This is a genomic window from Plantibacter auratus (assembly GCF_050587365.1).
Classification (GTDB): domain Bacteria; phylum Actinomycetota; class Actinomycetes; order Actinomycetales; family Microbacteriaceae; genus Plantibacter; species Plantibacter auratus.
Genome location: NZ_JBOBFV010000004.1, coordinates 278,131 through 304,922, shown reverse-complemented (window position 1 = coordinate 304,922; position 26,792 = coordinate 278,131). Strand labels below are relative to the sequence as shown.

The 26,792-nt window shown below is 69.6% G+C and carries 24 protein-coding genes; 9 read left to right on the top strand and 15 right to left on the bottom strand.

The genetic code is table 11. The annotated features are described in order from the left end of the window. Positions 1–70: 70 nt before the first annotated feature. Positions 71–3,832, top strand: a complete 3,762-nt coding sequence (locus tag ACQ3HE_RS16605) for a proline dehydrogenase family protein (protein ID WP_430893514.1) — start codon at positions 71–73, stop codon at positions 3,830–3,832. Between the two features lie 10 nt (positions 3,833–3,842). On the opposite strand, the gene ACQ3HE_RS16600 is transcribed toward ACQ3HE_RS16605, so the two are convergent. Further along, positions 3,843–4,193, bottom strand: a complete 351-nt coding sequence (locus ACQ3HE_RS16600; RefSeq protein WP_079003587.1) for a GntR family transcriptional regulator — start codon at positions 4,191–4,193, stop codon at positions 3,843–3,845. Positions 4,194–4,281: 88 nt separating this feature from the next. Next, positions 4,282–4,719, bottom strand: coding sequence for an Lrp/AsnC family transcriptional regulator (locus ACQ3HE_RS16595; protein WP_079706386.1), 438 nt, complete (start codon positions 4,717–4,719; stop codon positions 4,282–4,284). A 162-nt stretch (positions 4,720–4,881) separates the two neighbouring features. Between ACQ3HE_RS16595 and ddaH the strand changes: the two genes are divergently transcribed. The 3 genes from ddaH (at position 4,882) to ACQ3HE_RS16580 (ending at position 7,014) form a co-directional block, all read left to right on the top strand. Further along, positions 4,882–5,763, top strand: coding sequence for a dimethylargininase (ddaH, locus tag ACQ3HE_RS16590; protein WP_371416527.1), 882 nt, complete (start codon positions 4,882–4,884; stop codon positions 5,761–5,763). A 144-nt stretch (positions 5,764–5,907) separates the two neighbouring features. Further along, entirely contained in the window at positions 5,908–6,141 is a 234-nt protein-coding gene (locus tag ACQ3HE_RS16585) for a hypothetical protein (protein ID WP_079706387.1), read from the top strand. Positions 6,142–6,255: 114 nt separating this feature from the next. Further along, positions 6,256–7,014, top strand: a complete 759-nt coding sequence (locus ACQ3HE_RS16580; protein WP_138945531.1) for a polyprenol monophosphomannose synthase — start codon at positions 6,256–6,258, stop codon at positions 7,012–7,014. Positions 7,015–7,045: 31 nt separating this feature from the next. Here the strand turns inward: ACQ3HE_RS16580 and ACQ3HE_RS16575 are convergent, their stop codons facing one another. The 7 genes from ACQ3HE_RS16575 to ACQ3HE_RS16545 form a co-directional block, all read right to left on the bottom strand. Further along, on the bottom strand, positions 7,046–7,714 hold the full coding sequence (locus tag ACQ3HE_RS16575; protein WP_430893513.1) for an NAD(P)-dependent oxidoreductase: 669 nt from the start codon (positions 7,712–7,714) through the stop codon (positions 7,046–7,048). A gap of 141 nt (positions 7,715–7,855) precedes the next feature. After that, on the bottom strand, positions 7,856–9,196 hold the full coding sequence (locus ACQ3HE_RS16570) for an alpha-hydroxy acid oxidase (RefSeq protein WP_192006353.1): 1,341 nt from the start codon (positions 9,194–9,196) through the stop codon (positions 7,856–7,858). Then, positions 9,189–10,016, bottom strand: coding sequence for a FadR/GntR family transcriptional regulator (locus ACQ3HE_RS16565; protein WP_430893512.1), 828 nt, complete (start codon positions 10,014–10,016; stop codon positions 9,189–9,191). Before ACQ3HE_RS16565 ends, ACQ3HE_RS16570 begins: the two co-directional genes overlap by 8 nt. Positions 10,017–10,137: 121 nt before the next feature. Further along, positions 10,138–11,070 (bottom strand): 2-hydroxyacid dehydrogenase, encoded by a 933-nt coding sequence (locus ACQ3HE_RS16560; protein WP_430893511.1) that lies wholly within the window; start codon positions 11,068–11,070, stop codon positions 10,138–10,140. Positions 11,071–11,079: 9 nt separating this feature from the next. Next, on the bottom strand, positions 11,080–12,543 hold the full coding sequence (locus ACQ3HE_RS16555) for a rhamnulokinase (RefSeq protein ID WP_430893510.1): 1,464 nt from the start codon (positions 12,541–12,543) through the stop codon (positions 11,080–11,082). Further along, the gene (locus ACQ3HE_RS16550; protein ID WP_430893509.1) at positions 12,540–14,579 is read right to left on the bottom strand and encodes a bifunctional aldolase/short-chain dehydrogenase; all 2,040 of its coding nucleotides are present in this window, start codon (positions 14,577–14,579) and stop codon (positions 12,540–12,542) included. Before ACQ3HE_RS16550 ends, ACQ3HE_RS16555 begins: the two co-directional genes overlap by 4 nt. Positions 14,580–14,757: 178 nt before the next feature. After that, a complete protein-coding gene (locus ACQ3HE_RS16545; RefSeq protein WP_430893508.1) occupies positions 14,758–15,516 on the bottom strand; it encodes a DeoR/GlpR family DNA-binding transcription regulator in 759 nt (252 codons plus the stop codon). A 211-nt stretch (positions 15,517–15,727) separates the two neighbouring features. On the opposite strand from ACQ3HE_RS16545, the gene ACQ3HE_RS16540 reads away from it, so the two are divergent. After that, entirely contained in the window at positions 15,728–16,519 is a 792-nt protein-coding gene (locus tag ACQ3HE_RS16540; protein ID WP_430893507.1) for an SDR family NAD(P)-dependent oxidoreductase, read from the top strand. A gap of 76 nt (positions 16,520–16,595) precedes the next feature. Here the strand turns inward: ACQ3HE_RS16540 and ACQ3HE_RS16535 are convergent, their stop codons facing one another. Then, positions 16,596–17,921: an MFS transporter gene (locus ACQ3HE_RS16535; protein ID WP_430893506.1), complete on the bottom strand. Its 1,326-nt coding sequence runs from the start codon at positions 17,919–17,921 to the stop codon at positions 16,596–16,598. A 153-nt stretch (positions 17,922–18,074) separates the two neighbouring features. Then, the gene (locus tag ACQ3HE_RS16530; RefSeq protein WP_430893573.1) at positions 18,075–18,665 is read right to left on the bottom strand and encodes a TetR/AcrR family transcriptional regulator; all 591 of its coding nucleotides are present in this window, start codon (positions 18,663–18,665) and stop codon (positions 18,075–18,077) included. Positions 18,666–18,813: 148 nt separating this feature from the next. On the opposite strand from ACQ3HE_RS16530, the gene ACQ3HE_RS16525 reads away from it, so the two are divergent. After that, on the top strand, positions 18,814–19,647 hold the full coding sequence (locus ACQ3HE_RS16525; RefSeq protein ID WP_430893505.1) for an alpha/beta fold hydrolase: 834 nt from the start codon (positions 18,814–18,816) through the stop codon (positions 19,645–19,647). A 330-nt stretch (positions 19,648–19,977) separates the two neighbouring features. Here the strand turns inward: ACQ3HE_RS16525 and rhaI are convergent, their stop codons facing one another. Further along, positions 19,978–21,144, bottom strand: a complete 1,167-nt coding sequence (gene rhaI, locus ACQ3HE_RS16520; RefSeq protein ID WP_201299329.1) for an L-rhamnose isomerase — start codon at positions 21,142–21,144, stop codon at positions 19,978–19,980. Positions 21,145–21,225: 81 nt separating this feature from the next. Next, positions 21,226–21,585 carry an L-rhamnose mutarotase gene (locus ACQ3HE_RS16515; protein ID WP_201299328.1) on the bottom strand — a complete coding sequence of 120 codons (360 nt, stop codon included), beginning with the start codon at positions 21,583–21,585 and terminating at the stop codon, positions 21,226–21,228. A 332-nt stretch (positions 21,586–21,917) separates the two neighbouring features. On the opposite strand from ACQ3HE_RS16515, the gene ACQ3HE_RS16510 reads away from it, so the two are divergent. Together ACQ3HE_RS16510 and ACQ3HE_RS16505 are read left to right on the top strand one after the other, a co-directional pair. Then, on the top strand, positions 21,918–22,271 hold the full coding sequence (locus ACQ3HE_RS16510) for a hypothetical protein (RefSeq protein ID WP_201299327.1): 354 nt from the start codon (positions 21,918–21,920) through the stop codon (positions 22,269–22,271). Between the two features lie 117 nt (positions 22,272–22,388). Further along, positions 22,389–23,681, top strand: coding sequence for an MFS transporter (locus ACQ3HE_RS16505; protein WP_430893504.1), 1,293 nt, complete (start codon positions 22,389–22,391; stop codon positions 23,679–23,681). An 18-nt stretch (positions 23,682–23,699) separates the two neighbouring features. On the opposite strand, the gene ACQ3HE_RS16500 is transcribed toward ACQ3HE_RS16505, so the two are convergent. Continuing rightward, positions 23,700–24,569, bottom strand: coding sequence for an NAD-dependent epimerase/dehydratase family protein (locus ACQ3HE_RS16500; RefSeq protein WP_430893503.1), 870 nt, complete (start codon positions 24,567–24,569; stop codon positions 23,700–23,702). Between the two features lie 39 nt (positions 24,570–24,608). Between ACQ3HE_RS16500 and ACQ3HE_RS16495 the strand changes: the two genes are divergently transcribed. Then, on the top strand, positions 24,609–25,217 hold the full coding sequence (locus ACQ3HE_RS16495; RefSeq protein WP_430893502.1) for a DNA alkylation repair protein: 609 nt from the start codon (positions 24,609–24,611) through the stop codon (positions 25,215–25,217). Between the two features lie 102 nt (positions 25,218–25,319). Here ACQ3HE_RS16495 and ACQ3HE_RS16490 read toward each other — a convergent pair whose 3' ends face one another. Then, positions 25,320–26,762, bottom strand: coding sequence for an arabinose isomerase (locus ACQ3HE_RS16490; protein ID WP_430893501.1), 1,443 nt, complete (start codon positions 26,760–26,762; stop codon positions 25,320–25,322). Positions 26,763–26,792 lie beyond the last annotated feature (30 nt).

The following is a 26,792-nucleotide window of genomic DNA, read 5'->3' as shown; positions in this document are numbered from 1 at the left end:
TGCTCAGCCGCCAGGCGTGTACTCGCGAGCCTCAGCTGGGATCACCGGATCGGAGCATAGGCTGAGCAGCATGGCGAACGTTGCGAACGAGGGTCCCACCGAACCGGTCGGACTCGCGGATCGTGCGATCGCCCTCGCGTCGAAATGGGTCGACGAAGGGGCGGAAGCTCCGACCGATCCCGCCGCCGAGCGGCTCGCCGGCGTGCTGCGCGATCCCAACGGTCTCGAATTCACCGTCGGGTTCGTCGACGGCGTCATGCGCCCGGAGGACCCGCTCGTCGCCGGGAACGCCCTCGCCGCCCTCGCCGGTCGGACGCCGCGGTTCCTGCCCTGGTACGAGCAGGCCGCCGTCCGCACGGGCGGTCTGGTCGGCCCGGTCCTGCCCTGGGTCGTCGTCCCCGCCGCACGCCGCGTCCTCCGGGGCATGGTCGGGCACCTCATCGTCGACAGCCGTCCTCGTGAGCTCGGCAATGCGATCGCGAAGCTGCGCGCCGACGGTTCCCGACTCAACCTGAACCTCCTCGGGGAGGCCGTCCTCGGCGAGGGTGAGGCGGCCAAACGGCTCGCCGGCACCCGTGAGCTCCTGCAGCGCCCCGACGTCGACTACGTGTCCATCAAGGTCTCGTCGATCGCCAGCCAGCTCTCCATGTGGTCGTTCGAGCAGGTCATCGACCGCATCGTCCGTCGCCTCGTGCCGCTCTACGAGGAGGGGCTCGCGACCGGCACCTTCATCAACCTCGACATGGAGGAGTACCGCGACCTCGACCTCACCATCGCGGTCTTCACCCGACTCCTCGACCAGCCGCAGCTGCTGCAGTACCAGGCCGGCATCGTCATCCAGGCCTACCTGCCCGACGCCCTCGAGGCGATGATGCAGCTCACCGCCTGGTCGAAGCAGCGCGTGGCCGCCGGTGGCGCGCCCATCAAGGTGCGGCTGGTGAAGGGCGCGAACCTCGCGATGGAGCGGGTCGACGCGGCGATCCACGGTTGGCCGCTCGCGACGACCGGATCGAAGCGGGAGACCGACACCAACTACAAGCGGGTGCTCGACTGGGCGCTCACGCCGGCGCACACGGACGTCGTGCGGGTCGGGGTCGCCGGGCACAACCTCTTCGACATCGCCTACGCGTGGCTCCTCGCGGGCGACCGCGGTGTTCGCGAGCGTGTGGACTTCGAGATGCTGCTGGGGATGGCGACCGGTCAGGTCGAGGCCATCAAGCGGGACGTCGGGACGGTGCTGCTGTACACGCCCGTCGTGAACCCGAAGGAGTTCGACGTCGCGATCTCCTACCTCGTCCGCCGTCTGGAGGAGAACGCCAGCGAGGAGAACTTCATGTCGGCGGTGTTCGAGCTCGCCGAGAAGCCGACCCTGTTCGCACGCGAGCGACGTCGGTTCCTCGCGTCGGTCGACGCCCTCGGAGAGACCGCCGGGCAGGTGCCGACCCCCAACCGGACGCAGGACCGCGCCGCGGAGGCCCCGGAGGCACCGCTGCCCGACAACGACGGGGACGACCGCTTCCGCGATCCCGCACAGGCACCGGACGCCGGACTCACGCAGCAGGTCCTCGGGCTGGAACGCGGATCGAGCGGCGGTGAGGACCGCTTCCACGCCGATCCGTCCTCGGCGTACGTCGAGACGGCGGTCTTCTCCCGTTCGGAGCGCGGTGGTGTCGTCGACGGCGCCCCGGGCTTCGAGAACGCCGCCGACACCGACCCCTCGCTCGCGGCGAACCGGGCGTGGGGAGCGTCGATCCTGGCGCGCGTCCCGCAGTCGACCCTCGGTGGCGCAGCGGTCGCGGCCGCGGCCATCGACGACCCACGCGTCCTCGAACGCACGATCACGATGGTCCACGCCGCCGGTGAGCGATGGGGAGCCCGCCCTGCCGCCGAACGGGCCGCCGTCCTGCACGCTGCAGCTCGGGTCCTCGCCTCCCGTCGGGCGGACCTCATCGAGGTCATGGCGAGCGAGACCGGCAAGACGATCGCCGAGGCCGATCCCGAGGTGAGCGAGGCCGTCGACTTCGCGCACTACTACGCGGCCAACGCGCCTCTGCTCGAGAGTGTGCACGGCGCGAGCTTCGTCCCCTCCGCGCTCACGGTCGTGACGCCGCCCTGGAACTTCCCCGTCGCCATCCCGGCCGGAGGCGTCCTCGCGGCGCTCGCCGCCGGCAGCGGCGTGATCATCAAGCCCGCTCCACAGGCGAAGCGGTGCGCAGCCGTGATCGTCGAGGCACTGTGGGACGCCGGGGTGCCGCGCGACCTCCTCGTGCTCGCCGATGTGGCGGAGGGCGACCTCGGACGTCGGCTCGTGTCCCACCCGGCCGTCGACCGGGTGATCCTGACCGGCTCCTTCGAAACGGCGCAGTTGTTCCGTGGGTGGCGTGCCGACCTGCCGCTGCTGGCGGAGACGAGCGGGAAGAACGCGATCATCGTCACGCCCAGTGCCGACCTCGACCTCGCCGTCGCCGACATCGTGAAGAGCGCCTTCGGGCACGCCGGGCAGAAGTGCTCGGCCGCGTCGCTCGTGATCCTCGTCGGTTCGGTGGCACGATCGGACCGCTTCCTGCGACAGCTCGAGGACGCCGTCCGCTCGCTCCGGGTCGGCTGGCCGTCCGATGCGCGGACGCAGATGGGGCCGATCGTCGAGCCTGCGGGGGAGAAGCTCCTCGCCGGGTTGACCGAGCTGCGCCTCGGCGAGAAGTGGCTCGTCGAGCCGAAACTGCTCGACGACTCCTCGGTCAACTTCGGCCAGCCGAGCGAGCGCCTCTGGTCGCCGGGGGTGCGCACCGGTGTCCAGCCGGGCTCGCCCTTCCACGTGACCGAGTACTTCGGACCGGTCCTCGGCATTATGCAGGCCGCGAACCTCACCGAGGCGATCGCCCTGCAGAACGCGACCCCCTACGGGCTGACCGCGGGCCTGCACACCCTCGACCCGGTCGATCTCGGGGAGTGGCTCGACACCGTCGAGGCGGGCAACCTGTACGTCAACCGGGGCATCACCGGTGCGATCGTGCAGCGCCAGCCCTTCGGCGGGTGGAAGCGTTCGTCGGTCGGGACCGGCACGAAGGCCGGCGGCCCCAACTACCTGTTCGGGCTCGGCGAGTGGCGACCGGATCCGGGATCGGCGAGCCGCAGCCTGCACCTCCGCGGGCTCGACACCCGCATCGTGAAGCTCATCGAGGCGGCCCAGCCGTCGCTCACCTACGAAGCCTTCGACGTGCTGCGACGGTCGGCGCTCAGTGACGCGATCGCGTGGGGGAACGAGTTCGGCGAGGTGAAAGACGTCTCGCAGCTCGGCGTGGAACGGAACCTCCTGCGCTACCGGCCGGTTCCGGTCGCGGTACGCGTCGCGTCGGGGGCCGACCTGGGCGATGCGCTGCGGGTCCTCATCGCCGCGGTGCGGTCGCGGTCGCGGTTCACCGTCAGCCTCGGCGGGCGGCTGCCGCGCGAGGTGCGCGACTGGTTGTCCGAGCTGAGCATCCCCGTCTCGCTGGAGACCGACGAGCAGTGGCTGACCCGGATGGCGGCCCGCGGGTCGATCGACACGGGCGAGCTGGGCCAGGAGCCGCCGGTCGCGACCCGGGTGCGGATCGTCGGTCCGCGTCCCGAGACGGTCGCGGAAGCGGAACCCGGAACGGAGGCCTCCGAGCCTGAGCCGCTCGCGAAGCGACTCGCAGAGGCGCTCGGCGGCGACCCCGAGATCGCGATCTGGGCGGGACCGGTCACGCAGGCCGGACGGGTGGAGCTGCTGCCCTTCCTCCGCGAACAGGCGATCTCGATCACGGCGCACCGGTTCGGCAACCCCGACCCCTGGTCCCAGAGCGTCATCTGAGCCCGGCGGCTCAGGCGCGGAGCGCGGCCTCCACGAGCGCCACGGCGTCCTCCGGCGAGACACCGAGGTCTCGGATGCGGTCCGCGTAGGCCGCCGCTGCCAGCTGCGCCTGCCGGTCGATCGCGTCGCCGTGCGCTGACACGAACGTCCCCGCGCGCCCCCGGGTCTCGATGACCCCATCGGTCTCGAGCAGCCGGTACGCCTTGGCGACGGTGTTCGGTGCGATCCCCAGCTCGTCGGCCAGCCCGCGCACCGTCGGGAGCTTCGCCCCGGTCGCCAGTCGTCCGTCGCGGACGGCCTCGATCACCTGCGTCCGCAGCTGCTCGAACACACTGGTCCCCGCCTGAATCGTCCACTCCATCCGCCCATCCTGCCCGCGAACGGTCACGAATGGCGACTTCGGACGAGCCTCACTGTGCGTTGGTGACAGTTCGCGGGCCGGGGAGGGGTCAGTCGATGTGGCGGTGGATGAGGCGGGTGAGGACGATCGCGCTGCGGGTGTGGTCGACGTTCGGCGCGATCCGCACCTTCTCCAGGGCGTCCTCGAGGGCTGGGATGTTGCGGGCCCGCATGTGCACGATGGCGTCGGCGCTCCCGGTGACGGTGCCGGCGTCGACGACCTCCGGGACGCCCGACAGGATCCGCAGCAGCTCGTTGGGGGACACGGTGCCGCGGCAGAAGAGTTCGACGTAGGCTTCTGTCTGCATGCCGTCGACCGTGGGGTCGACCTGGATCGTGAACGACTGGATGACCCCGTCGGCGACGAGGCGGTCGACGCGTCGCTTCACCGCTGAGGCCGACAAGCCCACGACCGTGCCGATGTCGCCGTAGCCGGCGCGTGAGTTCTGTCGGAGCAGGTCGATGATGCCGCGGTCGAGGTTGTCCATGGGACTCAGTGTAAGCGCAATCATTGCGCGAAAAGCTGCCACTTCGCAGTATTCCTGCGCCAAACTCCGTGAAAACGCTGCGAATCGCATGCAATGATGAACGTGGCGTGCCCCCGGGCCCCTGGACCTCGTCCGCCGACCCTCGCTCGTTTGGAGGCCGACGTGTCGTCGACGCTCAACCACCCCACCCCCACCACGCAGGACGCCACGACCGGCACCCGCGTCGCGAACCGCCGCCGGTACCTCATGTGTCGGCCGGACCGCTTCACCGTCAGCTACCGGATCAACCCCTGGATGAACCCGGACGACCCGACCGACACCTCACTCGCGGTGTCGCAGTGGGAACAGCTGCACCAGGCCTACCTCGATCTCGGCCACCGGATCGAGCTCATCGACCCGCTCGACGGCCTGCCGGACATGGTGTTCGCGGCGAACGGCGGCTTCACGCTCGACGGTATCGCCTACGGGGCGAAGTTCACCTACGAGGAGCGCATCCCCGAGGGGCCGGCCTACATGGACTGGTTCGAGGCGAACGGCTTCCGCGTCGAGCGCCCCGAGTTCGTGAACGAGGGCGAGGGGGACATCATGCTCGTCGGCGACACCATCCTCGCCGGGACCGGCTTCCGCACCGATCCCCGCAGCCACGACGAGGTGCGTCGGATCTTCGACCGCGAGGTCGTGACCCTCAACCTCGTGAACCCGAGTTTCTACCACCTCGACACCGCGATCGCCGTGCTCGACCCGGTGGCTCCCGCCGACGGCTCACCCGCGAACATCGCCTACCTGCCGACCGCGTTCGACGAGGCGAGCAACCGCATCCTCGAGCAGCGCTACCCCGACGCGATCCACGTGAGCACCGAGGACGCAGCCGTCCTCGGTCTCAACTCAATCTCGAACGGTCGTGAGGTCGTCATCGCCGCCCGGGCCGTCGGGTTCGAGCGTCAACTGCGCGAGCGAGGCTACACGCCGATCGGCGTCGACCTGTCCGAGCTGCTCCTCGGCGGCGGCGGCGTGAAGTGCTGCACGCTGGAGCTGCGCGGATAACCCTTCGACGAGCTCAGGGGCCGGGGTGGTTCGGTCTCAGGGGTCGGGTGCGGCTCAGGGACCGAGGTCGGTGTCGAGGGGTTGCGGGTGCCAGTGGGGCGGCGTATACCTGCACTGACCGCTTGAACCTGAGGAAGGGCACCCATGGACGCCGGAGAACGACGTGACCACGAACGCGCCAACGCAGGGCGCTCCGGCACCCTGAGCGATGCGACGGGGTTCTGGGTCGTGATCGCCTTCGCCCTGTTCGCCGGCGGCATGTGGGCGTTCGGCGAGGCGTTCCGCACGGACGTCCTGCAGGCCGTCTGGTTCATGGGTGGCATCCTCATGATCGCGCTCGCCATCTTCATCCCGGCGCACTTCGCCAGCAACAACTGACCCCCAGCCGGACGTTCGCCGACCGTTTCCTGAGCGTCCGGCCGTCCGGTCGGAGGCCGCCGATACGGTCCTGTTCAGCGCGCTACGCTGGCTGAGCAGACACGAGGACGGCACATGGATTCCACGGTGGTCATCATTCCCACCTACAACGAACGCGAGAACCTGGAGAGGATCGTCGCGCGCGTCCGTGTTGCCGCACCATCCGTCGAGGTGCTCGTGGTCGACGACAACTCACCCGACGGCACCGGAGCGATCGCCGACCGGCTCGCCGCCGAGGACGACGCGGTGCACGTGTTGCATCGCACCGGCAAGGAAGGGCTCGGCGCCGCCTACAAGGCCGGCTTCGCCTGGGCGCTCGGGCGCGGATTCGGCAACGTGGTCGAGATGGACGCCGACGGATCCCATGCCCCCGAGCAGTTGCCGGCACTCCTCGCGGCCACCGCGGAGGCGGACGTCGTCCTCGGGTCGCGCTGGGTCCCGGGCGGCACCGTCGTCAACTGGCCCAAGCATCGCGAGGCCATCTCGCGGGTCGGCAGTGCCTACGCCCGGTTCGCGCTCCGGCTCCCCGCCCGCGACGTGACCGGCGGCTACCGTGTGTTCAGCGCCGACGCACTGCGGCGGCTGCAGCTCGACGAGGTCCACAGCCACGGCTACGGCTTCCAGGTCGACATGCTCTGGCACGCGAACCGCGCCGGTCTGCGGATCGTCGAAGTGCCGATCACCTTCACCGAGCGGACGCTCGGGGCCTCCAAGATGACGAGCGGCATCGTCGTCGAAGCCATGCTCCGCGTCACCTGGTGGGGCGTCTGCGAACTGACGGACCGCATCATCGGGCGTCGTCCTGCAGCGTCACGGGCGGCCGCCGGCTCCTGAGTCGCGGTAGTGCCCGTCGGCGGGCGCACCGTCAGCTGCGGCGTGGACCCGAGGAGATGACCGGGGCCGAGCCGATGAGGTCCTCGTCGTCGACCGCGTCGACGAGGAACGCGGCGACGTCGCAGCGAGGGATCCGGAGCGAGCTCGGCCAGCTTCCCGGCGGTGACGACACGACCGGGCGTCGGGCGTCGCTGGCGGAGAGCACGGTCGGGTGCACGATGGTCCAGTCGAGCTCCGAGCGGCGGAGGAACGCGTCCGCCTGCTCGTGATCGGCGTAGACGGTGCCGAGTCGGAGGAAGTGCGTCGCCCACCGCAGGCCCGCGGGGACGCTTCGGACCGACTCGCCGGCACCGAGCGCGGAGAGGAGGACGATTCGACGGAGGCCACGCGAGCGCATCGCATCCGCCACGACCCGGACGGCGTTCGAGATGAGGTCGGGAGGGCTGACCTGGCGTGCCCACGGCCAGTCGGACGAGCCGATGTTGCTGAGGGCGATGATCACGGCCTGCGCGCCACGCATGGCCTCTTCGACGTCCTCACTCCGCAGGGGAGACCCCTGGACGACCGTCAGCCGGTCGCCGGGGACGACGGCTGCGGGGTCGTGGACGAGGGCTGTGACCGAGTGGCCGCGGCGAAGAGCCTCGCCGATGATGAGTCGCCCGGTGCGGCCGCTCCCACCGATCACGAGGAGCTGTGCCACCGTCGCCTCCAGATCGTCGAACACCGGCCCGACGGCGCAGGTGCTGCGACCGTCGGGTCGGTTCCATCGTTCCCGAAGGAGCGACGGAGGACATCGGGGACAACCCGTGGAGTGCGGTGGTGACGGGGTTCAGTCGGGCGGTCAGGCCTTCGCGGCCGCCGGCTTCCGGGCCGGAGCCTTCCGAGCGGTCGGTGCCGCGGGCTTCGCAGTGGCCGGCCGGCCGGCGCTCAGCGACGACTGCTCCGGCATCGGCTGCAGCGTCGTGAACCGCGACAGCTGGGTCACGTGGTGCGGCTGCAGCTCCTCGAGCGACGCGACACCCAGCAGCTTCATCGTGCGCACGATCTCGCCCGAGAGGATCTGGATCGCGCGGTCGACGCCCTCGCGCCCGCCGGCCATGAGTCCGTACAGGTACGCGCGGCCGATGAAGGTGAAGCGCGCACCGAGCGCGACGGACGCCACGATGTCGGCGCCGTTCATGATGCCGGTGTCGAGGTGCACCTCGGCGTCCTTGCCCACCTCGCGCACGACGCTCGGCAGGAGGTGGAACGGGATCGGCGCGCGGTCGAGCTGGCGGCCGCCGTGGTTGGAGAGCTGGACGGCGTCCGCACCGAGGTCGACGGCGAGCTTCGCATCGGCGACCGACTGGACGCCCTTGACGATGAGCTTGCCCTTCCACTGCTCGCGGATGTACTTGACCTCGTCAGGACCGACGGTCGGGTCGAACATGGTGTCGATGAGCGCCGCGACGGTTCCCGACCAGCGGTCGAGGCTCGCGAAGGCCAACGGCTCCGTGGTGAGGAAGTTGATCCACCATGCCGGGCGGGGGAGCGCGTCGACGATGGTCTTCGGGGTGAGCGACGGCGGGATCGTCATGCCGTTGCGGACGTCGCGCAGGCGGGCGCCGCCGACGGGGGTGTCGACCGTCACGACGAGGGTGTCGTAGCCGGCCGCTGCCGCGCGGTCGACGAGTGCCATCGACCGTTCGCGCTCACTCCACATGTAGAGCTGGAACCAGTTGCGGCCACCGGGCGCTGCCGCCTTGACGTCCTCGATCGAGGTCGTGCCCATGGTCGACAGGGTGAAGGGGATGCCCGCGGCCGCTGCGGCGGATGCTCCAGCGCGCTCGCCCTCGGTCTGCATCATGCGGGTGAAGCCGGTGGGAGCGATGCCGAAGGGGAACGCGACGCGCTCGCCGAGGACGTCCCAGCCGGTGTCGACGTTCGCGACGTTCTTCAGGACGGCCGGGTGGAACTCGATGTCCTGGAACGCCTGCCGTGCTCGGGCCAGCGAGATCTCGCCCTCGGCGGCGCCGTCGGTGTAGTCGAAGGGCGCCGTCGGCGTGACCTTCTTCGCGATCGTGCGCAGGTCGCTGATGGTTGTGGCGGCCGCCAGGCGTCGCCGACGGGCGTTGAACTCCGGCTTCTTGAACTGCATGAGCGGCAGGAGGTCGTGGGGCTTGGGGATGCGGCGTTCAACCATGGTCTGTCTCTTCTTTCCGCGAACTGTCGCTTGAGGTGGGTGTTGAGGGGTGCGGACTGTCGTCTTCTGACAGTTCGCGAGCCTGGTAGTAGTTGGTGATGTGGGAGCGGACGGACTGGCGGGCCAGCTCGGCGTCGGCGCGGCGGATCGCCTCCACGATGCCCCGGTGCTCGGTGCGCAGGCGGTCGGCGGTGGCTGACCACGACGCCAGTTGTGGGACACCGGCCAGGACGTAGCGCTCGATGGAGTCGCGGAGGCCCGACATCGTGGCGACGAGGACCTGGTTGCCCTCCGCCTCGGCGAGCGACAGGTGGAACTGCGCGTCGAGGGCGAGGAACTCGGCCTCCGTGAGGGTGGGCTGGTCCATCGCGTCGAGCAGGGACTCGGGGTGCGTGAGATCGGGGACGGCCGCTTCGGCGCGCGAGGCGAGACTGTGGACGACCGCGGTCTCGATCACGAGCCTCGTGTCGACCACGTCCTGCACGGCGAAGCCCTGCGCGGCGACCTGAAGCCGCATGAGGGTGGCCATGCCACCGGACGGCGTGGCGACGATGATCGCGCCGGCGGTGGGGCCGGACCCCGTGTGGGTGCGGATGAGTCCCAGGACCTCGAGGACGCGGATCGCCTCGCGGACACTGGACCGACCGACGCCGAGGTCGATCGCGAGCTGTCGTTCGCCGGGCAAGCGGTCGCCGGGGGTGAGGACACCGCTGAGGAGGTCCGACTCGATGCGGGCGAGCACGACCTCCCAGGCCCGGGGCTCCGCCGCTGCGGCGGCGGGCTGCGCCGCTGCCGGCGCGGCCGTCGCTGGTGCGTTCATCGATCCTCCTTCGGCACTGCGGTGTGGTCAGACCACAAACCCTACCTCTTGAACCGATTCAACGCGAGCCCTCGCCGTAGATTTTTCTGCGAAGCGAAATCGACGGACGTCGACGCCCGTCTCAGGTGCGGAGGACGATGTTCTCCGGCTCCTCATCGGCCAACAGATGTTCGATCTGTCGACGCAGGAGACGCGCCATCCGCGGCAGCATGGCGCTCGTCGCGCCGCCGATGTGCGGGGAGACGAGCACGTTCGGCAGAGACCACAGCGGGTGGTCGGCGGGCAGCGGTTCAGGGTCGGTCACGTCGAGCGCGAGTCGGATGCGACCGCTCGTCGCGTGCTCCACGAGTGCGTCGGTGTCGGCGACCGGGCCGCGGGCGACGTTCACGACGAGGGCGTCGTCGGGCAGAGCCGCCAGGAAGTCGTCTCCGATCAAGCCGCGGGTGCCGTCGGTGAGCGGGACGACGACGATGACGATCTCAGCGTGCGGCAGGAGTCCGGGCAGTTCGTCGATGCCGTGGATCGGCCCCCGCTCGTCCTCCCGCGCGCTCGACGCCACCCGAGTGACCTCGACCTCGAACGGAAGCAGGCGCTCCTCGATGGCCGCGCCGACCCCGCCGTACCCGATGAGGAGCACGCGGCGGTCGGCGAGGCTCGGGCGCTGGCTCTGCAGCCATTCGCCCGTCCGCTCGGCTCGCACGAAGTCGGGGATGCCGCGCTGCGAGGCGAGGATGAGCCCGACCGTGAGCTCCGCCGTCGAGGCCTCGTGGACGGTCGCAGCGTTCGCGAGGGTGATGCCCTCCGGGAGGAGGTCCGCAAGGCCGTCGTAACCGATCGACTGCACCTGGACGAGCTTCGGCGTCACCGCGCCGACGTTCGCGAGCGGTTTGTTCGAGCCGAGGTACACGGGTACGACGAGGTCGATGTGCTCGACCGGCGGTTCGGTGCGCAGATCCCATTCGACGAACTCGACGCCCTCGGGGAGGGGGCCCTGCGACAGCACCTCCTCGCGCAGGCCGGCGGGCAGGCTGACGATGAGTGGAGAAGCGGTCATGCTGCGACGCTACCGGCTGACGGTCGTGGAGCCGGCAGGCTTGCGCGGCTCGTAGCGGGTCGGCTCGAAGGAACGGGCGACGAGGGCGCGCAGGGACTCGAGGTCGCCGTCGATGATCCCCACCGCCCTCGCCTGGACGAGGACGTTCCCCAGTGCCGTCGCCTCGACGGGGCCGGCGATGACGGGGATCCCCGCACGGTCGGCCGTCAGCTGGCAGAGGAGCGTGTTCTGGGATCCGCCGCCGACGACGTGGATCGCGCGCACCTGGACCCCGGACAGCTCGGAGGCCGTGTGGACCGCATCCGCGAACGCCTGCGCCAGGCTCTCGATGATGCACCGGACGAACTCGGCACGGGACTGCGGGACCGCCCGCCCGTGCTCGGTGAGGAACCCGGCGATGCGCGCCGGCAGGTCACCGGGGGCGAGGAACCGGGGGTCGTTCGCGTCGAACACCGAGACGGGTGTGTCGACCGCGGCGGCCTGGGCGATGAGCCCGGGGAGGTCGATCGTCTCGCCGCCACGCTCCCAGGTGCGCACCGATTCGCTCAGGAGCCAGAGTCCCATCACGTTGTGCAGGAAGCGGGTGCGTCCGTCGACGCCGCCCTCGTTCGTGAAGTTCGCCGCTCGACTCGCCTCGGTGAGGACCGGGCGTTCGAGCTCGACCCCGACGAGTCCCCAGGTGCCGCACGAGATGTAGGCGGCGTCCGGGGTCGTCATCGGGACGGCGACGACCGCCGAGGCCGTGTCGTGTGAACCGATGGCGGTGACGGGCGTGGACGCGGACAGGCCGACCTCGGTGGCGACCGCTTCGAGGAGCGTCCCGATGCGATCGCCCGGCTGGACGATCGGCGGGAGGACGGCCGCCGGGATGCCGAGTCGGGTGAGGAGTCCGGCGTCCCACCTGGTCGGTTCGGCGGCGCGGACGAGGCCGGTGGTCGACGCGTTGGTGGCCTCGGCGACGCGGGCACCGGTCAGCCAGTGCGCGATGAGGTCGGGCACCAGGAGCGCGGTGTCGGCGACGTCGAGCATGCCGGCGTCGCGCTCGGTCGCGAGCTGGTAGACGGTGTTGAACGGCAGGAACTGCAGGCCGTTCACGCGGTAGAGGTCGGCGAAGGGGACCGTTCCGTGGACCGCCTCGACACCTGCCGCCGTCCGTTCGTCGCGGTAGTGGAACGGTGCGCCGAGGAGGCGCCCCTGCCGGAGGAGGCCGTAGTCGACCGCCCACGAGTCGATGCCGATGCTCGCGAGGTGTGGCTCCTGCTTCGCTGCGCCCGACAGCCCCGCGATGATCGAGCGGTACAGCTCGAGGATATTCCAGTGCAGGCCGTCGGGCGTGCGGACGGGCGTGTTCGGGAACCGGGCGACCGGCACGAGGCGCAGCTCGCCGGGGCCGACGTGGCCGAGCATGACCCGCCCGCTCGTGGCCCCGAGGTCGACCGCCGCGACGGTGCCGCTCCGGCCTGCCGCACTCATCGCAGGAAGGCTGCGGCCACGCCCGCGTCGACGGGGATGTGCAGTCCGGTCGTGTGGCTGAAGTCGCTCGTGCAGATCGCGAAGACCGCGTTCGCGACGTTCTCGGGGACGACCTCGCGCTTGAGGATGGTGCGCTGCGCGTAGAACTTGCCGAGGTCCTGCTCGTCGATGCCGTACGTCTTCGCGCGGTTCGCGCCCCAGCCTGAGGCGAAGATGCCGGAGCCGCGGACGACGCCGTCGGGGTTGATGCCGTTCACCTTCACACCGTACTCGCCGAGCTCTGCCGCGAGCAGGCGGACCTGGTGGGCCTGGTCGGCCTTCGTCGCGGAGTAGGCGATGTTGTTCGGGCCCGCGAACACGGAGTTCTTCGACGAGATGTAGACGATGTCGCCGCCCAGCTTCTGGTCGATGAGCACGCGTGCGGCGGCCTTCGAGACGAGGAACGAGCCCTTCGCCATGACGTTGTGCTGGAGGTCCCAATCGGCCTCGGTGGTCTCGAGGAGCGACTTCGACAGCGAGAGGCCCGCGTTGTTGACGACGAGGTCGAGTCCACCGAAGGCGATGACGGTCTCGTCGATCGCGGCTTGGACAGCGGCTTCGTTCGAGACGTCGGCGGCGATCCCGATGGCGACGTCGGTGTTGCCGAGCTCGGCCGCCGCCGCCTGCGCCTTCTCCAGCGAGAGGTCGGCGATCGCGACGACCGCGCCCTCCGCGACGAGACGCGTGGCGATGGCCTTGCCGATGCCGGATGCGGCACCGGTGACGAGCGCGATGCGGGTCGCGAGTGGCTTCGGCGCAGGCATCCGCTGCAGCTTCGCCTCCTCGAGCGCCCAGTACTCGATCGCGAACTTCTCGGCCTCGTCGATCGGCGCGTAGGTGGAGAGCCCCTCGGCGCCGCGCATCACGTTGATGGCGTTGACGTAGAACTCGCCGGCGACACGCGCGGTCTGCTTGTCCTTGCCGAAGCTGAACATGCCGACGCCGGGGACGAGGACGATGAGCGGGTCGGCGCCGCGGATCGCCGGGCTGTCGGCCGTGGCGTGGCGGTCGTAGTAGGCCTGGTAGTCCTCGCGGTACGCCTCGTGCAGCGTGCCGAGGCGCTCGATGACCTCCTCGACGCTCGCCGTGGCGGGCAGGTCGACGGTGAGCGGCTTCACCTTGGTGCGGAGGAAGTGGTCGGGGCAGCTCGTGCCCAGCGCGGTGAGGCGCGGGTGCTCAGCCGAGGCCAGGAAGTCGAGGAGCTCGGGGCTGTCGGTGAAGTGGCCGACGACGGGGCGGTCGGCGGAGGCGAGCCCGCGGATGGTGGGGGCGAGCGCTGCCGCCTTCGCACGACGCTCGGCCTCGGGCAGGGCTGCGTAGCCGTCGAGCGCCGGACCGAAGGGCTCGGGGCGGGAGTTCGCCTCGATGTAGGCGGCCGCGGTGTCGATGATCCACAGCGAGTTCGCCTCGGCCTCCTCAGAGGTGTCTCCCCAGGCGGTGATGCCGTGCCCGCCGAGGATGGTGCCGATCGCCTGCGGGTTGTCGGCCTTGATGGCCGCGATGTCGAGCCCGAGCTGGAAGCCGGGACGACGCCACGGAACCCACACGACCTTGTCGCCGAAGATCTTCGCGGTGAGTTCGGGGCCGTCGGCGGCGGTCGCGATGGCGATGCCGGAGTCGGGGTGCAGGTGGTCGACGTGGGCCGCGTCGACGAGGCCGTGCATGGCGGTGTCGATGGACGGGGCCGCGCCACCCTTGCCGTGCAGGGTGTAGTCGAAGGCGGCGACCATCTCGTCCTCGCGGTCGAGGCCGGGGTAGACGTCCTGCAGGGCGCGCATGCGGTCGAGGCGGAGGACCGCGAGACCCTCGGGCTTCAGCGTGCCGAGGTCGCCGCCGGAGCCCTTGACCCAGAGGAGCTCGACCGGCTCGCCCGTGACGGGGTCGATCTCGGTGCCCTTGGCCGAGGTGTTGCCGCCGGCGTAGTTGGTGTTCTTCGGGTCGCTCCCGAGGCGGTTGCTGCGGGCGATGAGCTCGGCAGCGGTTGGGTTCACGGACATTCGCACTCCTTCGTCGGGGCACGTCCGTGCCCAGTGTTCAATCGTGTTAAGTATGACAAGAAGTCACAGATGTCGCAATGGCGGATGTCCCGATCTCAGGAGAATCTCGGCGCGTTGCGGTTGGCGCGGATCGACGCGCGCGGTGACTCCTGAGAACGGGACGTGCGGGGCCTGGTGCTCAGAGGAGTTCGACGGCGTCGCGGTAGGCGTCGAGCGCAGGGTCGGCGGGGTCGAGTTCCGTGACGAGGAGGTCGACGTCCGCCAGGGCGAAGCCGACCGCCATTGCGCGCTGCCCCAGCTTCGAGGACGCGGCGACGAGGATCGTCTCGTCGGAGGCGCGGGCGAACGCCTGCTTGACCTGCGCTTCTTCGAGGGTGACCTCCGAGCTGCCGACGGTCGGGTCGATGGCGGCGGCCGACAGGAAGAAGCGCCGGTAGAGCACCGACGACGCCGCTTGGCAGGCGATGGGGCCGATGAAGCTGTCGGTCCGCGACTCGGCTTGGCCGCCGACGAGGATCGCGGTGACCTCGCGGTTCGCGCCGGCGAGGATGAAGTTCGGGTAGGAGTTGGTCGCCACCGTGAGGGTCGACTCGCCGAGCAGTCGACTGATGCCGCCGGCCGTGCTGGAGGCGTCGATCGCGATCGCGCCGTCCGTCGGGATGAGCGACCGGAGCTTCTCGACGATGGCGCCCTTCTCGCGGACACCCGTCGCGGACCGCTCGGTGAAGGTCCTCGGTCGCAGGGTCGGGATCGCCCCGCCCCGGACGCGCCGTACCAGGCCGAGCTGCTCGAGGTCGGCGAGGTCGCGTCGCACGGTCATCGAGGACACGTCGAGCTCCGTAGCCGCGTCGTCGAGGCGGATGCTGCCGTCACGTTCGAGGATCGCCGTCAGTCGGGTCCGTCGTTCCTCGGCGCCGAGCGTGCCGGTCGTGGCCATGTCGCTCCCTGTCCATCGGTGTCGGACGTGTCCGTTCGTGTCCGTCTCAACAGGATGTCACAGCGAGGGAGGATGCCGAGCGGTTCCCAACTCAGGAGCACCCCGGCGCGGCGCCGACATGCCGCGGCGTGGCGTGCGCGGCGCGCCACGAGCGTCCTGAGTTACGGACGAGTAAAGATATATGAGCATCTGGAACTTCTAGACTGGCGCCATGGAAACCACACACGAACCAGTCCTCGCCGGTCGCACGGCGATCATCACCGGAGGGGCCCGCGGGCTCGGGCTCGCGATGGCCACGGCGCTCGCCGAAGCCGGCGCTCAGGTCGCCCTCCTCGACCGCTTGGAGACGGTGGCCGACGCCGCGTCGGTCCTCGATGCCCAGGTCTCGCCCGCGGTGATCGGGCTCCCGGTCGACGTCACCGACGAGGGCTCCGTGAACGCCGCGCTCGACCACGTCGCGGAGGTCCTCGGGACGCCGGACATCCTCGTCAACAGCGCCGGGATGACGCACGGCGCCCGCGCGATCGACACCGAGGTGGCCGATTGGGACCGACTCTTCCGGGTGAACGTCACCGGGACCTTCCTCGTGTCCCGGCAGTTCGCGCGACGCTTCGTCGCCGACCGCCGCGACGCCGGTCATCTGGCGAGCATCGTGAACATGTCCTCGATGTCCGCCTTCGCCGTGAACGTGCCGCAGACGCAGGCCGCATACAACGCCTCGAAGGCCGCCGTCTCCATGCTCACGAGCAGTCTCGCGATCGAGTGGCTGCCGCTGGGGATCCGGGTCAACGCCGTCGCGCCGGGCTACTTCGCGAGCGACATGACGCGTGACTTCGTCGCCGCCAATCCTGACATGGCCGAGGACTGGGTGTCGCGGATCCCGGCCGGCCGGATGGGTGAGCCGGACGAGCTCGGCGACCTCGTCGTCTACCTCGCCGGAGAGCGCTCCTCCTACGTCGTCGGGCAGAGCTTCCGGATCGACGGCGGCTACACGCTCATCTGACGGGCGATGACGACGACGGCCCGGAGTGCATCGGAGGGATGCGCACCGGGCCGCTGTCGTGTCGGGCCGTCCTGACTCAGTGCTGGGGCACCGTCGGGATGCTCCGCGTCGTCTCCGCCTTCGCCAGAGCGTCCTGGTCGACCCGCATCAGGAACGTCACCGCGAACCCGACGAGATAGGTGCAGGCGAGCGCGATGACGGTCGCCGTGGTGCCGAAGGACGTCCAGAGCAGGGTGACGAGCAGCGACCCGACGAACTGGGAGAGTCCGGCGGAGAGGTTGAGGAGCGCGACCGCGCCGCCGCGGTGGTTCGGCTCGAGCGCCGGCATGAGCGCCGACAGTGGGACATAGGCCGCGACCGCGAACCCGAGCATGACGACGGCGATCCCCGTGAGCCAGGGGTTCGGCCCGACGACGAGCGGGATGAAGTAGAGCAGGAGCGTGGACGCGAACATGCCGAGGCTCCCGAACCAGCGGACGGTGCGGATCCAGCCGATGCGGTCGCCGAGGATGCCCCAGAGGAGGTTCGTGAACACCGTCACGATGTACACCAGCCCCCACAGCTGCAGCCAGGTGCCCTGCTCGAAGCCGATGTCGCGGACGAAGACGATCGGCAGCATGACGATGAACCCGTAGAGCGAGATCTGGTTGATGACGCGCTGGAGCATGCCGTAGGCGAGCTGGACGTTTCGGAACGGGAGGGCGATCGTGATCGCGAGGGTCTCGCCGAGGCCCCGGAGGGTTCGGGGTTCGGAGGTCTCCGGACCCTTGCCGCGCACGAGGACGCCCGCGAGCACGCCGCCCACGGCGATGAAGGCGATCGCGCCCCACATCGTCTCGACGGCTCCGAACGCCGGGATGGTGAAGCTCGGCAGATAGGACCCGAACACGCCCACGCCGACCGAGTACGAGCACCAGAACCAGCCCATCGCGGACGAGAGCTTGTCCTGCGGGGCGGCGTAGGAGATCCACACGACGAACCCGAAGACGAACAGCGGGTAGGCGACGGCGCGGATGGCGTACATCACCATCATCATCGCGAAGTCGTGCTGCATGATGCCGAAGTACACGAAGCCGGCGTGGAAGACGATCCACCCCGCGGCGGCGGCGATCATGATGCGCCGCGGCCCGAAGTACTCGGCCAGCACCCCGGAGGCGAACGCGCCGATCGCGACGATCAGGCCGTACACGGTGAAGAGCGAGCCCACTTGGTCGGTGCTGAAGCCCTCGCTCGTCACGAGGAAGTCCGAGAGGAACGCCTGCTCGAGCCCGTCGCCGGTCATGAAGAAGGCGATCGCCACGTACCCCCAGAGCAGCGGACCGGAGAGGCCGAGGAAGGCCTTCGGCGGTCGGGTGCCGGGGGATCCGATGCTGGGCGCGGGTGTTCCGATTGGTGAGGACATGCTCTCTCTCCATTGAGGTGGGACGCGTTGACGGCGCGTGGAACCCGGGGGAGTTCTGAGCAGAAAATATATCAGAATGTGGCCTGACCACATCCGTTCGTCCATTGTCGGGCGAACGAGGTCCCGTTCGCCCACAAATGGGCGAACGAATCGCTAGGAGGCGGCGTCGATGAGCGTCTCGGCGGCGCGACGAGCGTGCAGCGCGGCTTCGGGGGAGCCGGTGATGGCGGCGGTGGTCTGGGCGCCCTCGGCGAGGATCGCGAGCTGGGGGGCGAGCGATGCCGGAGCGCCGGCGTCGGCGACGAGGCCGGCGACGTAGTCCTGGAAGGACGCCTTGTGTTCGCGGGTGATGGTGGCGACCGCCGGCGAGACGCCCCCGAGCTCCCCGAAGGTGTTGATGAACCCGCAGCCGCGGAACGAGTCGTCACTGAACCAGCCGGCCAGGTAGTCGTAGATCGCGAGGAGTCGGTCGCGGGGCGTCTCGGCGTCGTCCACGAGCGCGCTGACGCCGGTGGTCCAGAGCTCGTGCCGGCGCTCCATGACCGCGAGGACGATGTCCTCCTTGCTCGGGAACGCCGAGTACAGGCGCTTCAACGACACGCCGGCCGCCGAGCGCAGTTCGTCCATGCCGACGGACTGGATGCCCTTCGCGTAGTACAGGCGGTCGGCGGCGTCGATGATGATGTCGCGCACGGAGGCCGGTGTCGCGGGTGCGGCCGCCGGGCTTGGCGACGCGATCGTCATCGTCTGTTCGCTGGTCATTCCATCAGTGTACTTGCATTGAGAACGATCGTTCCCTATGCTGATGGACACCGAAGAGAACGATCGTTCTCAATTCGGGGCGTGGAACCGGGCGACGAGTCCGGACGCCGAAGACGAAAGGAATCGAACCATGTCGTTCATCACCGTCGGAACCGAGAACAGCACCTCCGTGGAGCTCTACGTCGAGGATCACGGCAGCGGCCACCCCGTTGTCCTCATCCACGGCTACCCCCTCGACGGCTCCTCGTGGGAGAAGCAGACCGCGGCGCTCCTCGACGCCGGCTACCGCGTCGTCACCTACGACCGCCGCGGCTTCGGCAAGTCCTCCAAGCCCACCGAGGGCTACGACTACGACACCTTCGCCGCCGACCTCAAGGCCGTCGTCGACGGGCTCGACCTCAACGACGCGGTCCTCGTCGGCTTCTCGATGGGCACCGGCGAGGTCGGCCGCTACCTCGGCACCTACGGCTCGGAGCGCATCGCGAAGGCCGTCTTCCTCGGATCGCTCGAGCCCTACCTGCTCCAGACCGACGACAACCCGACGGGTGTCCCGCAGGACGTGTTCGACGGGCTCCTCGCCGCCGTCACCGACGACCGCTACGCGTTCTTCACGAGCTTCTTCGAGAACTTCTTCAACACGGACGAGAACCTCGGCTCGCGCCTGAGCGAGGAGGCGCTGCGGGCCAACACGCAGCTCGCCTACAACGCGTCGCCGTACGCCTCGGTCGCTGCGCAGCCGACCTGGCTGACCGACTTCCGCGCCGACGTCGCGAAGATCGACGTCCCGTCGCTCATCGTGCACGGCACCGGCGACCGCGTCCTGCCGATCGACTCCACCGGTCGCGTGTTCGCGAAGGCGCTGCCCTCCGCCGAGTACGTCGAGATCGAGGGCGCGCCGCACGGCATGCTCTGGACCCACTACCGCGAGGTCAACGAGCAGCTGCTCGCCTTCCTCGCGAAGTAGTCGCCACTTCGATGGGCTCAGTGACCGATATCCGGTCCGTGAGCCTGTCGAAGAGTGGGTGTGCTCGTGTGCACTTCGACAAGCTCAGTGACCGGGGCTGGCTCAGTGGCTGCTACCCCGGTCCCTGAGCCTGTCGAAGGGCGGGTGTGCTCGTGTGCACTTCGACAAGCTCAGTGACCGGAGCTGGCTCAGTGGCCGGGGCTGGCTCAGTGGCCGGAGCTGGCTCAGTGACCGGGGCTGGCTCAGTGACCGGAGCTGGCTCAGTGACCGGAGCTGGCTCAGTGACCGATATCCGGTCCCTGAGCCTGTCGAGGGGCTCGGCCTTCTCGCTTACGCGCCCCAGCTCGCCTGGGTCCCGCCGACGCGCTCCTCGGCGATCTGCTGCTGGTAGCCCGAGGCCAGGTAGGCGCCGAACGGGTCGGCCGGCAGGCCGCGGCTCTCGCGCCAGGCGGCGAGCGGTCCGCGGACGTCGGTGTAGAACGCGTCCATGAGGATGCCGTTCGCGCCGAGGACGTCACCGGCCTCCTGCGCCGCGGTCAGTGCGTCGCGGTCGACGAGCAGTGCGCGCGCGGTCATCTCCTGCACGTTCAGCACCGAGCGGATCTGACCGGGGATCTTGTCCTCCACGTTGTGGCACTGGTCGAGCATGAACGCGACCGGCGAGTCGTCGTCGAGGCCGCCGCCGCGGACGACCTCGTAGAGGATCCGGAACAGCTGGAACGGGTCGGCTGCACCCACGATGAGGTCGTCGTCGGCGTAGAAGCGCGAGTTGAAGTCGAACGAGCCGAGCTTCCCGAGGCGCAGGAGCTGGGCGACGATGAACTCGATGTTCGTGCCAGGCGCGTGGTGGCCGGTGTCGAGGCAGACGAGGGCCTGGTCGCCGAGCTGGGCCACCTGGGCGTAGGATGTTCCCCAGTCGGGGACGTCGGTGTGATAGAACGCCGGCTCGAAGAACTTGTACTCGAGCACGAGTCGCTGCTCCTCGCCGAGGCGGGCGTAGATCTGCTGGAGCGAGTCGGCCAGGCGGTCCTGCCGTCCGCGGATGTCCTGCTGGCCCGGGTAGTTGCTGCCGTCGGCGAGCCAGATCTTGAGGTCCTGCGAGCCGGTCGCGTGCATGACGTCGATGCAGGCGAAGTGGTGGTCGATCGCCTTCTGACGGATCACCGGGTTGCTGTGGGTCAGGCTGCCGAACTTGTAGTCCTCATCCTGGAAGGTGTTCGAGTTGATCGTGCCGAGCGCGACGCCGTGGTCCTCGGCGTAGCGACGGAGTGCGCTGAAGTCGTCCACGAGGTCCCACGGGATGTGGAGTGCGACCTTCGGCGCGAGGGCCGTGAACTCGTGCACCTTGGCGGCGTCGGCGATCTTCTCCTCCGGCGTCCGCGGGGTGCCGGGCGTCGTGAACACCTTGAAGCGGGTGCCGGAGTTGCCGAACGCCCAGGAGGGGAGTTCGATGGCCTGCTTCTCGAGCAGCGGGGTGATGGTGTCGAAACTGGTCATGGTCACTTCTCTGTGCGGGTTCCGGTGGTCTGGGGCGCGTCACGGCGCTGCTTGCAGCATACGTGAATCGTTTCAACGCCGCTACTCGTGGAGGGCCGCGAGCTGGTCCTCGAGGTGGAACACCTCGGTGAGCTGGAGGAAGCCCTGGTCCGGCGGGAGGTCGAGGTCGACGAAGAACTCACCCATCTCGGCCTGCCAGCGCGCGTTGACCTCGGTCTCGGCCATGCCGGCCTGGGCTGCCTCGAGCGATTCCGTCTCGAAGTACCCGATGAGGAGGCCGTCGTCGCGGACGAAGAGCGAGTAGTTGTGCCAGCCCGTGTCGGCGAGGGCCTGCAGCATGTCCGGCCAGACGGCGGCATGGCGTTCGCGGTACTCCGCAAGGCGTTCGGGTTTGACCTGGAGCTGGAAGCACACGCGGTGCAGGGGTCGGGCACTCGTCATCGAGGCGTACCTTTCGGTTCGGGAAATCTGAATCGATTCACCACTGCTATTCAGGCTAGCCGTGACGGCGCTGGCGGGTCAATCTCCGCCTCTCCTGTGTCTCCGGCGGTCTCGGCGGGATGGTCCCTGCTAGCGTGGTGAGGACGAATTCGGGGGACGATATGAGATTCACGCTGCTGCCAGTTCCATTCATCGCGGCAGGCCTCCTGCTAACCGGTTGCACTCAGGCGGAGCCTTCGCCCTCGCCGTCTGTATCGCCTTCTGCGTCCACGTCCACGTCGCCTTCGCCGTCGCCGTCTGCGGCTGCGAGTGACGAGCCCGTCGAGCCTGCGGTGTCGCCTCCTCCGGTCGACCAGTCGACGGCGCTGACGGCCCAGACCGCCTACGAGATCTGCACGCGGACCGTCGCAGACACCTATGCGACGGCCCAGGGCGGAACCCCGGACCAGTTTGTGTACCGTTCCATCGAAGACTCCACGGTGATCGCTCGTGACGACGGACTGTACTTCGTCCTCGTCGACTTCACGAATCTCGTGACGACTCCTGACCTGGCGGAGTCAGGCACGGCTAACTGCTACCTTGGCGGCACCGTCGAGCAGCCGTACTTCGCGAGCTTCGGAGCGATCTACCGGCCGTACGCCGACCAGCTCGATCCGTACAACCCCGAACCAGGCGGCCGCGCCTGACTCGCGTTCGGAAGCTGAGCGGGGTCTCATTCCAGCTCTCAGGTTGTGAGAGCGGGGAGCGGTACCGCCGTCAGATGCCCCTGGACACCCTGGAGCGAACTCCCTAGCGTGGGTCGCATGGCTGCCGATGACGCGCCACCCGATGCACCCACGATCGACGGTTCCGACAGTTCGGAGGAGACGACCGTCGCCTCGGAGAGCCCGCGCTGGCGTCGCGACGTCGCCGTGTTCCTGTCCGGCCAGACGGTCTCGCTGTTCGGCTCGATGCTCGTGCAGTACGCGATCATGTGGCACCTCACGCTCGAGACGAAGTCCGGAGTCGTGCTCGCGTTCGCCGCCGTCGCGGGGTTCCTGCCGCAGGCGATCGTGTCGATCTTCGGCGGGGTGTGGGCCGACCGCATGAACCGCAAACTGCTCATCATCGCGGCCGACGGCTCGATCGCCATCACGACCCTCGCACTCGCGATCTTCCTCATCAACGGCGCCGCCGACCTCTGGCTCATCTTCCTCACGCTCGCGATCCGCTCGGTCGGCGCGGGCATCCAGATGCCGGCCGTCTCCGCGCTCATCCCGCAGATCACGCCGACCGACAAGCTCATGCGGGTCAACGGCATCAACGGATCCATCCAGTCGGCCATGATGCTCGTCGCCCCGGCTGCGGCCGGCGCGCTGTACGCAAGTGCGTCGCTCGTCGCGATCTTCATCGTCGACGTCGTCACGGCCGCCATCGGGATCGGGCTGCTGCTGCTCGTACCGGTGCGGACGCTCGTGCGGTCGGGCGAGCGCCCCGGCTACTTCGCCGACCTCACCGAGGGCGTGCGCTACGTCTGGCGCCACGGCTTCGTGCGCTGGCTGCTCATCCTCTTCGCGATCGTGTTCCTGCTGGTCGTCGCGCCGTCCTACCTCACGCCGCTCATGATCGCCCGCACCTTCGGCGACGAGGTCTGGATGCTCACCGTGAACGAACTCGCCTTCAGCGTCGGCATGGTCGGCGGCGGAGCGATCATCGCGATCTGGGGCGGCACCAAGAACCGCGTGCTCCTCATCGTCGGGTCCTCGGTGGTGTTCGGGGCGCTGTCCATCGGGCTCGGACTCTCGACCAACCTCTGGGTCTTCTTCGGCTTCATGTTCCTGCTCGGGATCGCTGTGCCGTTCTTCTCGACGACGTCGATGACCCTGCTGCAGGAGCGCGTCCAACCGGAGCGGCAGGGTCGCGTGTTCGGCTTCGTCGGCATCGTCATGGCGGTGTCGATGCCCCTCGGGATGATCGTGTTCGGACCGCTCGCCGACGTCGTGTCCGTCGAACTGCTCCTCGTCGTCGCCGGTGTGCTCACCTTCGTGGTGCTCGCCGTCGCCGTGCTCGTACCGTCCGGGCGACGGGCGATGGCCGAGGTGACGAAGCAGCCATGATCCGCTCCGGTCGTCCGATCAGGGGAGCTGCGCCGAGTAGCCCTCGCGGTAGGTGGGATAGCGGTAGGTGAATCCGGTGTCGCGGAGGGCGACCGCCGTGATGCGCTTGCCGCGGTGCGGTTCTTCCGGGGTGCGACCGGCGTCGTCGAGCGTCGGGTGAGCGACGCCGAGTCGATCGGCGAGGAAGTCGGCGACCGTCGACAGCAGGACCGGCTCCTCGTCGATGCCAGCCACGACCGGCGGGAGCGATGCCGCCGGCAGGTCGAGCAAGTGCACGATCACGGCAGCGGCGTCGTCACGATGGATGCGATTGGTCCAGCCGGAGGGCCGGGTGACACGGCCGTCGCGGACCTGGTCGACGAACATCGTGGACGTCGGACCGTAGAGGCCGCCGAAGCGGATGGCGCTCGCCTCGGGCACGGCGGCGAGGACGGCCTCCTCCGCGGCGAGCAGGGCGCGTGCGGTGCCGGTGGTCGGGACGGCCGGCGTGGTGTCGTCGATCGTCTCCCCGCCGTCCTCGCCCCACACCGCGGTCGACGACACGAACAGGATGCGCGGCGGGGTGCCGGGGAGTGCGGCGACCGCGCTCACGATATGCCCGACACCGTCGCGGTAGAGGGTGTCATAGGCCTCGACCGAGCGCGCCCGCGGCGCAAGGGCCACCACGATCGCCGTCGTGTCCGCAGGAAGGTCGGGGGCGGAGGTCGTGACGTCGCGGAGCTGGAGGGTGAAGCGCCCCTCGACGAGCTCGGGGACCGGGGTCGACTCGGGTGCCGGGGTCGACTCGGGTGCCGTGCGCTTCACGCCGACGACGTCCTCGCCTCGGGCCAAGAGCCTCCCGGCGACGTCCGAGCCGAGCTGTCCGAGTCCCACGATCACGACGGTCATCGCTCCACCGTACCCGGCGCCAGGGGTGAGAATGGTGGGATGAGTGCTGCGGGGGAGTTCATCGACGCGGCGCTCCAATACGAGGGCGACGGCTACCGCGCAGCGGACGTCGCCGAGCGGCTCGGCGACGGGCTCCGGTCCTACGGTTCCTCGGTCGGGGCCGTGCGCGGCACGGTGCGCGACGCCCTCCGGAAGTTCCGCGGACTGGAGCACGACGAGCTGGCAGCCCTCGCCTCGGAGCTGTGGGCCGTCCCGGTCTTCGAGCGCCGGCTCGCCGCGATCGTCCTCCTGCAGTCGAGCGTTCCGGTGCTCAAGCACACCGATCTGACGAGGATCGAAGGATTTGTCCGCGCCGGTCGGGTGCCCGAGCTCGCCGACCCACTGGCCACCGACGTCATCGGACCGCTCCTGGAACGCCTCGACGGGACGGCCCGAGCCAAAGCCGAGACCGTCCTCGACCGCTGGATGCAGGACGAGCCCTGGTTGCGACGGGCGGCTCTGCTCGCCCCGATCCGCGAGCTCGGTGCGGGTGGTGGCGATGTCGATCGCGCGACCCGTCGGCTGGCCGTCGCCCTGGACGGGTTGCAGCGGCCGACGCCGATCGCCGTGGTGGAGCCCGCGGTGGAGCGTCTTCGCGCAGTGCTCTGATCCGTCCGGTCGCGACTGCCCGTCGACAGGCTCAGGGACCTGGTTCGGCTCAGGGACCAGGGTCGGCTCAGGGGCCGGCCGGCTCAGTGACCGACGGGTGCCTCACACCTGGCGGAAGTCGATCCCCAGCAGGCTCGCCGCAGCCCGGTAGTCCGCCGCCCGGTGTCCAAGCGACAGCGACCAGTGGTGACCGATACCGGTCGCGCTCCACTCGTCCACCCAGACACCCGGGTCACGCCCGAAGTCGACACGGCTCGTCGTGTTGCCGATCGCGAGCAGCGGGCCGGGGACGACCTCGCCCTCCGACGCGACGAAGGCGAGCGAGCCGTCGCGGTCCTGCCCCAACCCCAGCAGCGTGACCGGCCCGTGCCGCACGTCGAACTCGACGCTCACACCCCAGCCGCGCTTGCCGTGGTAGACCCCGAGCCCGCGCAGCAGCGGGTCGCGGGAGCTGACGGCGAGGTGCGCCGGACCGTCGTGCCCCATCTCGACGACCTCGTCCTCGAAGTCCAGCGCCTGGATCTCGCAGAACGACCCACCGGCGCCGACGACCTGGGTCGCGAGCTGTGCGACCGTGGTCCGCAGCTCGTACTCGCCGGTCGTGGGGATGCCGCGAGCGGTGAGGAGGGACGCGCCGAGGATCATCCCGGCGCCGAGTCGCTCGTGCTGTTCGCCGTCGCGACCGCGGTGGTAGTAGGCGAGGCTGTCGAGTGCGAACTCGTCGACGAGCCGGTCGAGGCCGACCGACACCTTCGCACCCCACGCGAAGTCGTCCTCGATCACCGTGTCGTCGAGGGTGAAGATCTCCCTGGCGAGGGCCATGCGGTCGGCGACCTCGGCGTCGGTCACCTCGTCGACGAGGACGCGGAGGTCGTCGAACTCCAGGACCTCGACGTGCGAACCGAAGGTGGTCGGCAGCAGGGTGAGGTCGGTGGAGACGTCGAGCATGCCGGGGTAGACGTGCCCCATGAGGCCGTGGCGTGCGTGGCGGAGGGCTGCGCGGACGTGCGCCGCCCGGATCCACTGCGAGATGCGGTCCCACGCCGACTCCTGACGCAGCCAGCCCGACACCGAGCGGAACGGGATGCCCGCGCGACGGAAGACGTTGCCGACCTCGGGCACCGGGCACTGCCCGCAGTAGGCGAGCCAGGCGCCGGTGTCGAAACTCGCGTGGTCCATCCGCTCGGTCGGCTGCAGGTCGATGACGAGGACCGGGGTGTTCGCACGCTGGGCGATCGGCAGGACCATCGAGGAGGTGAGGTAGGTGGTGAGGAACAGGACGATGAGGTCGCAGTCGCCCTGTCGGAGCTGTTCCGCCGCGGCGTCGCCCTCCTGCGCGTCCGAGATGAAGCCGACGTCGACGACCTCGGCGTCCATCTGCTGGAAGCGTTCCGAGACGTACCGGGCCGATGCCTGGAGCTGGGGGAGCAACTCCGGGAACTGCGGCCAGTAGGTGCCGAGACCGCCGGCGACGAGGCCGATGCGGGGCTTCCGCCGTGCCTTCGGGGTGAGGAGCGGGTGGGCGGCTGCTGCAGTGTGGGTCATCGTCGATCCTTGGGTGGGTGCGGGTACGGG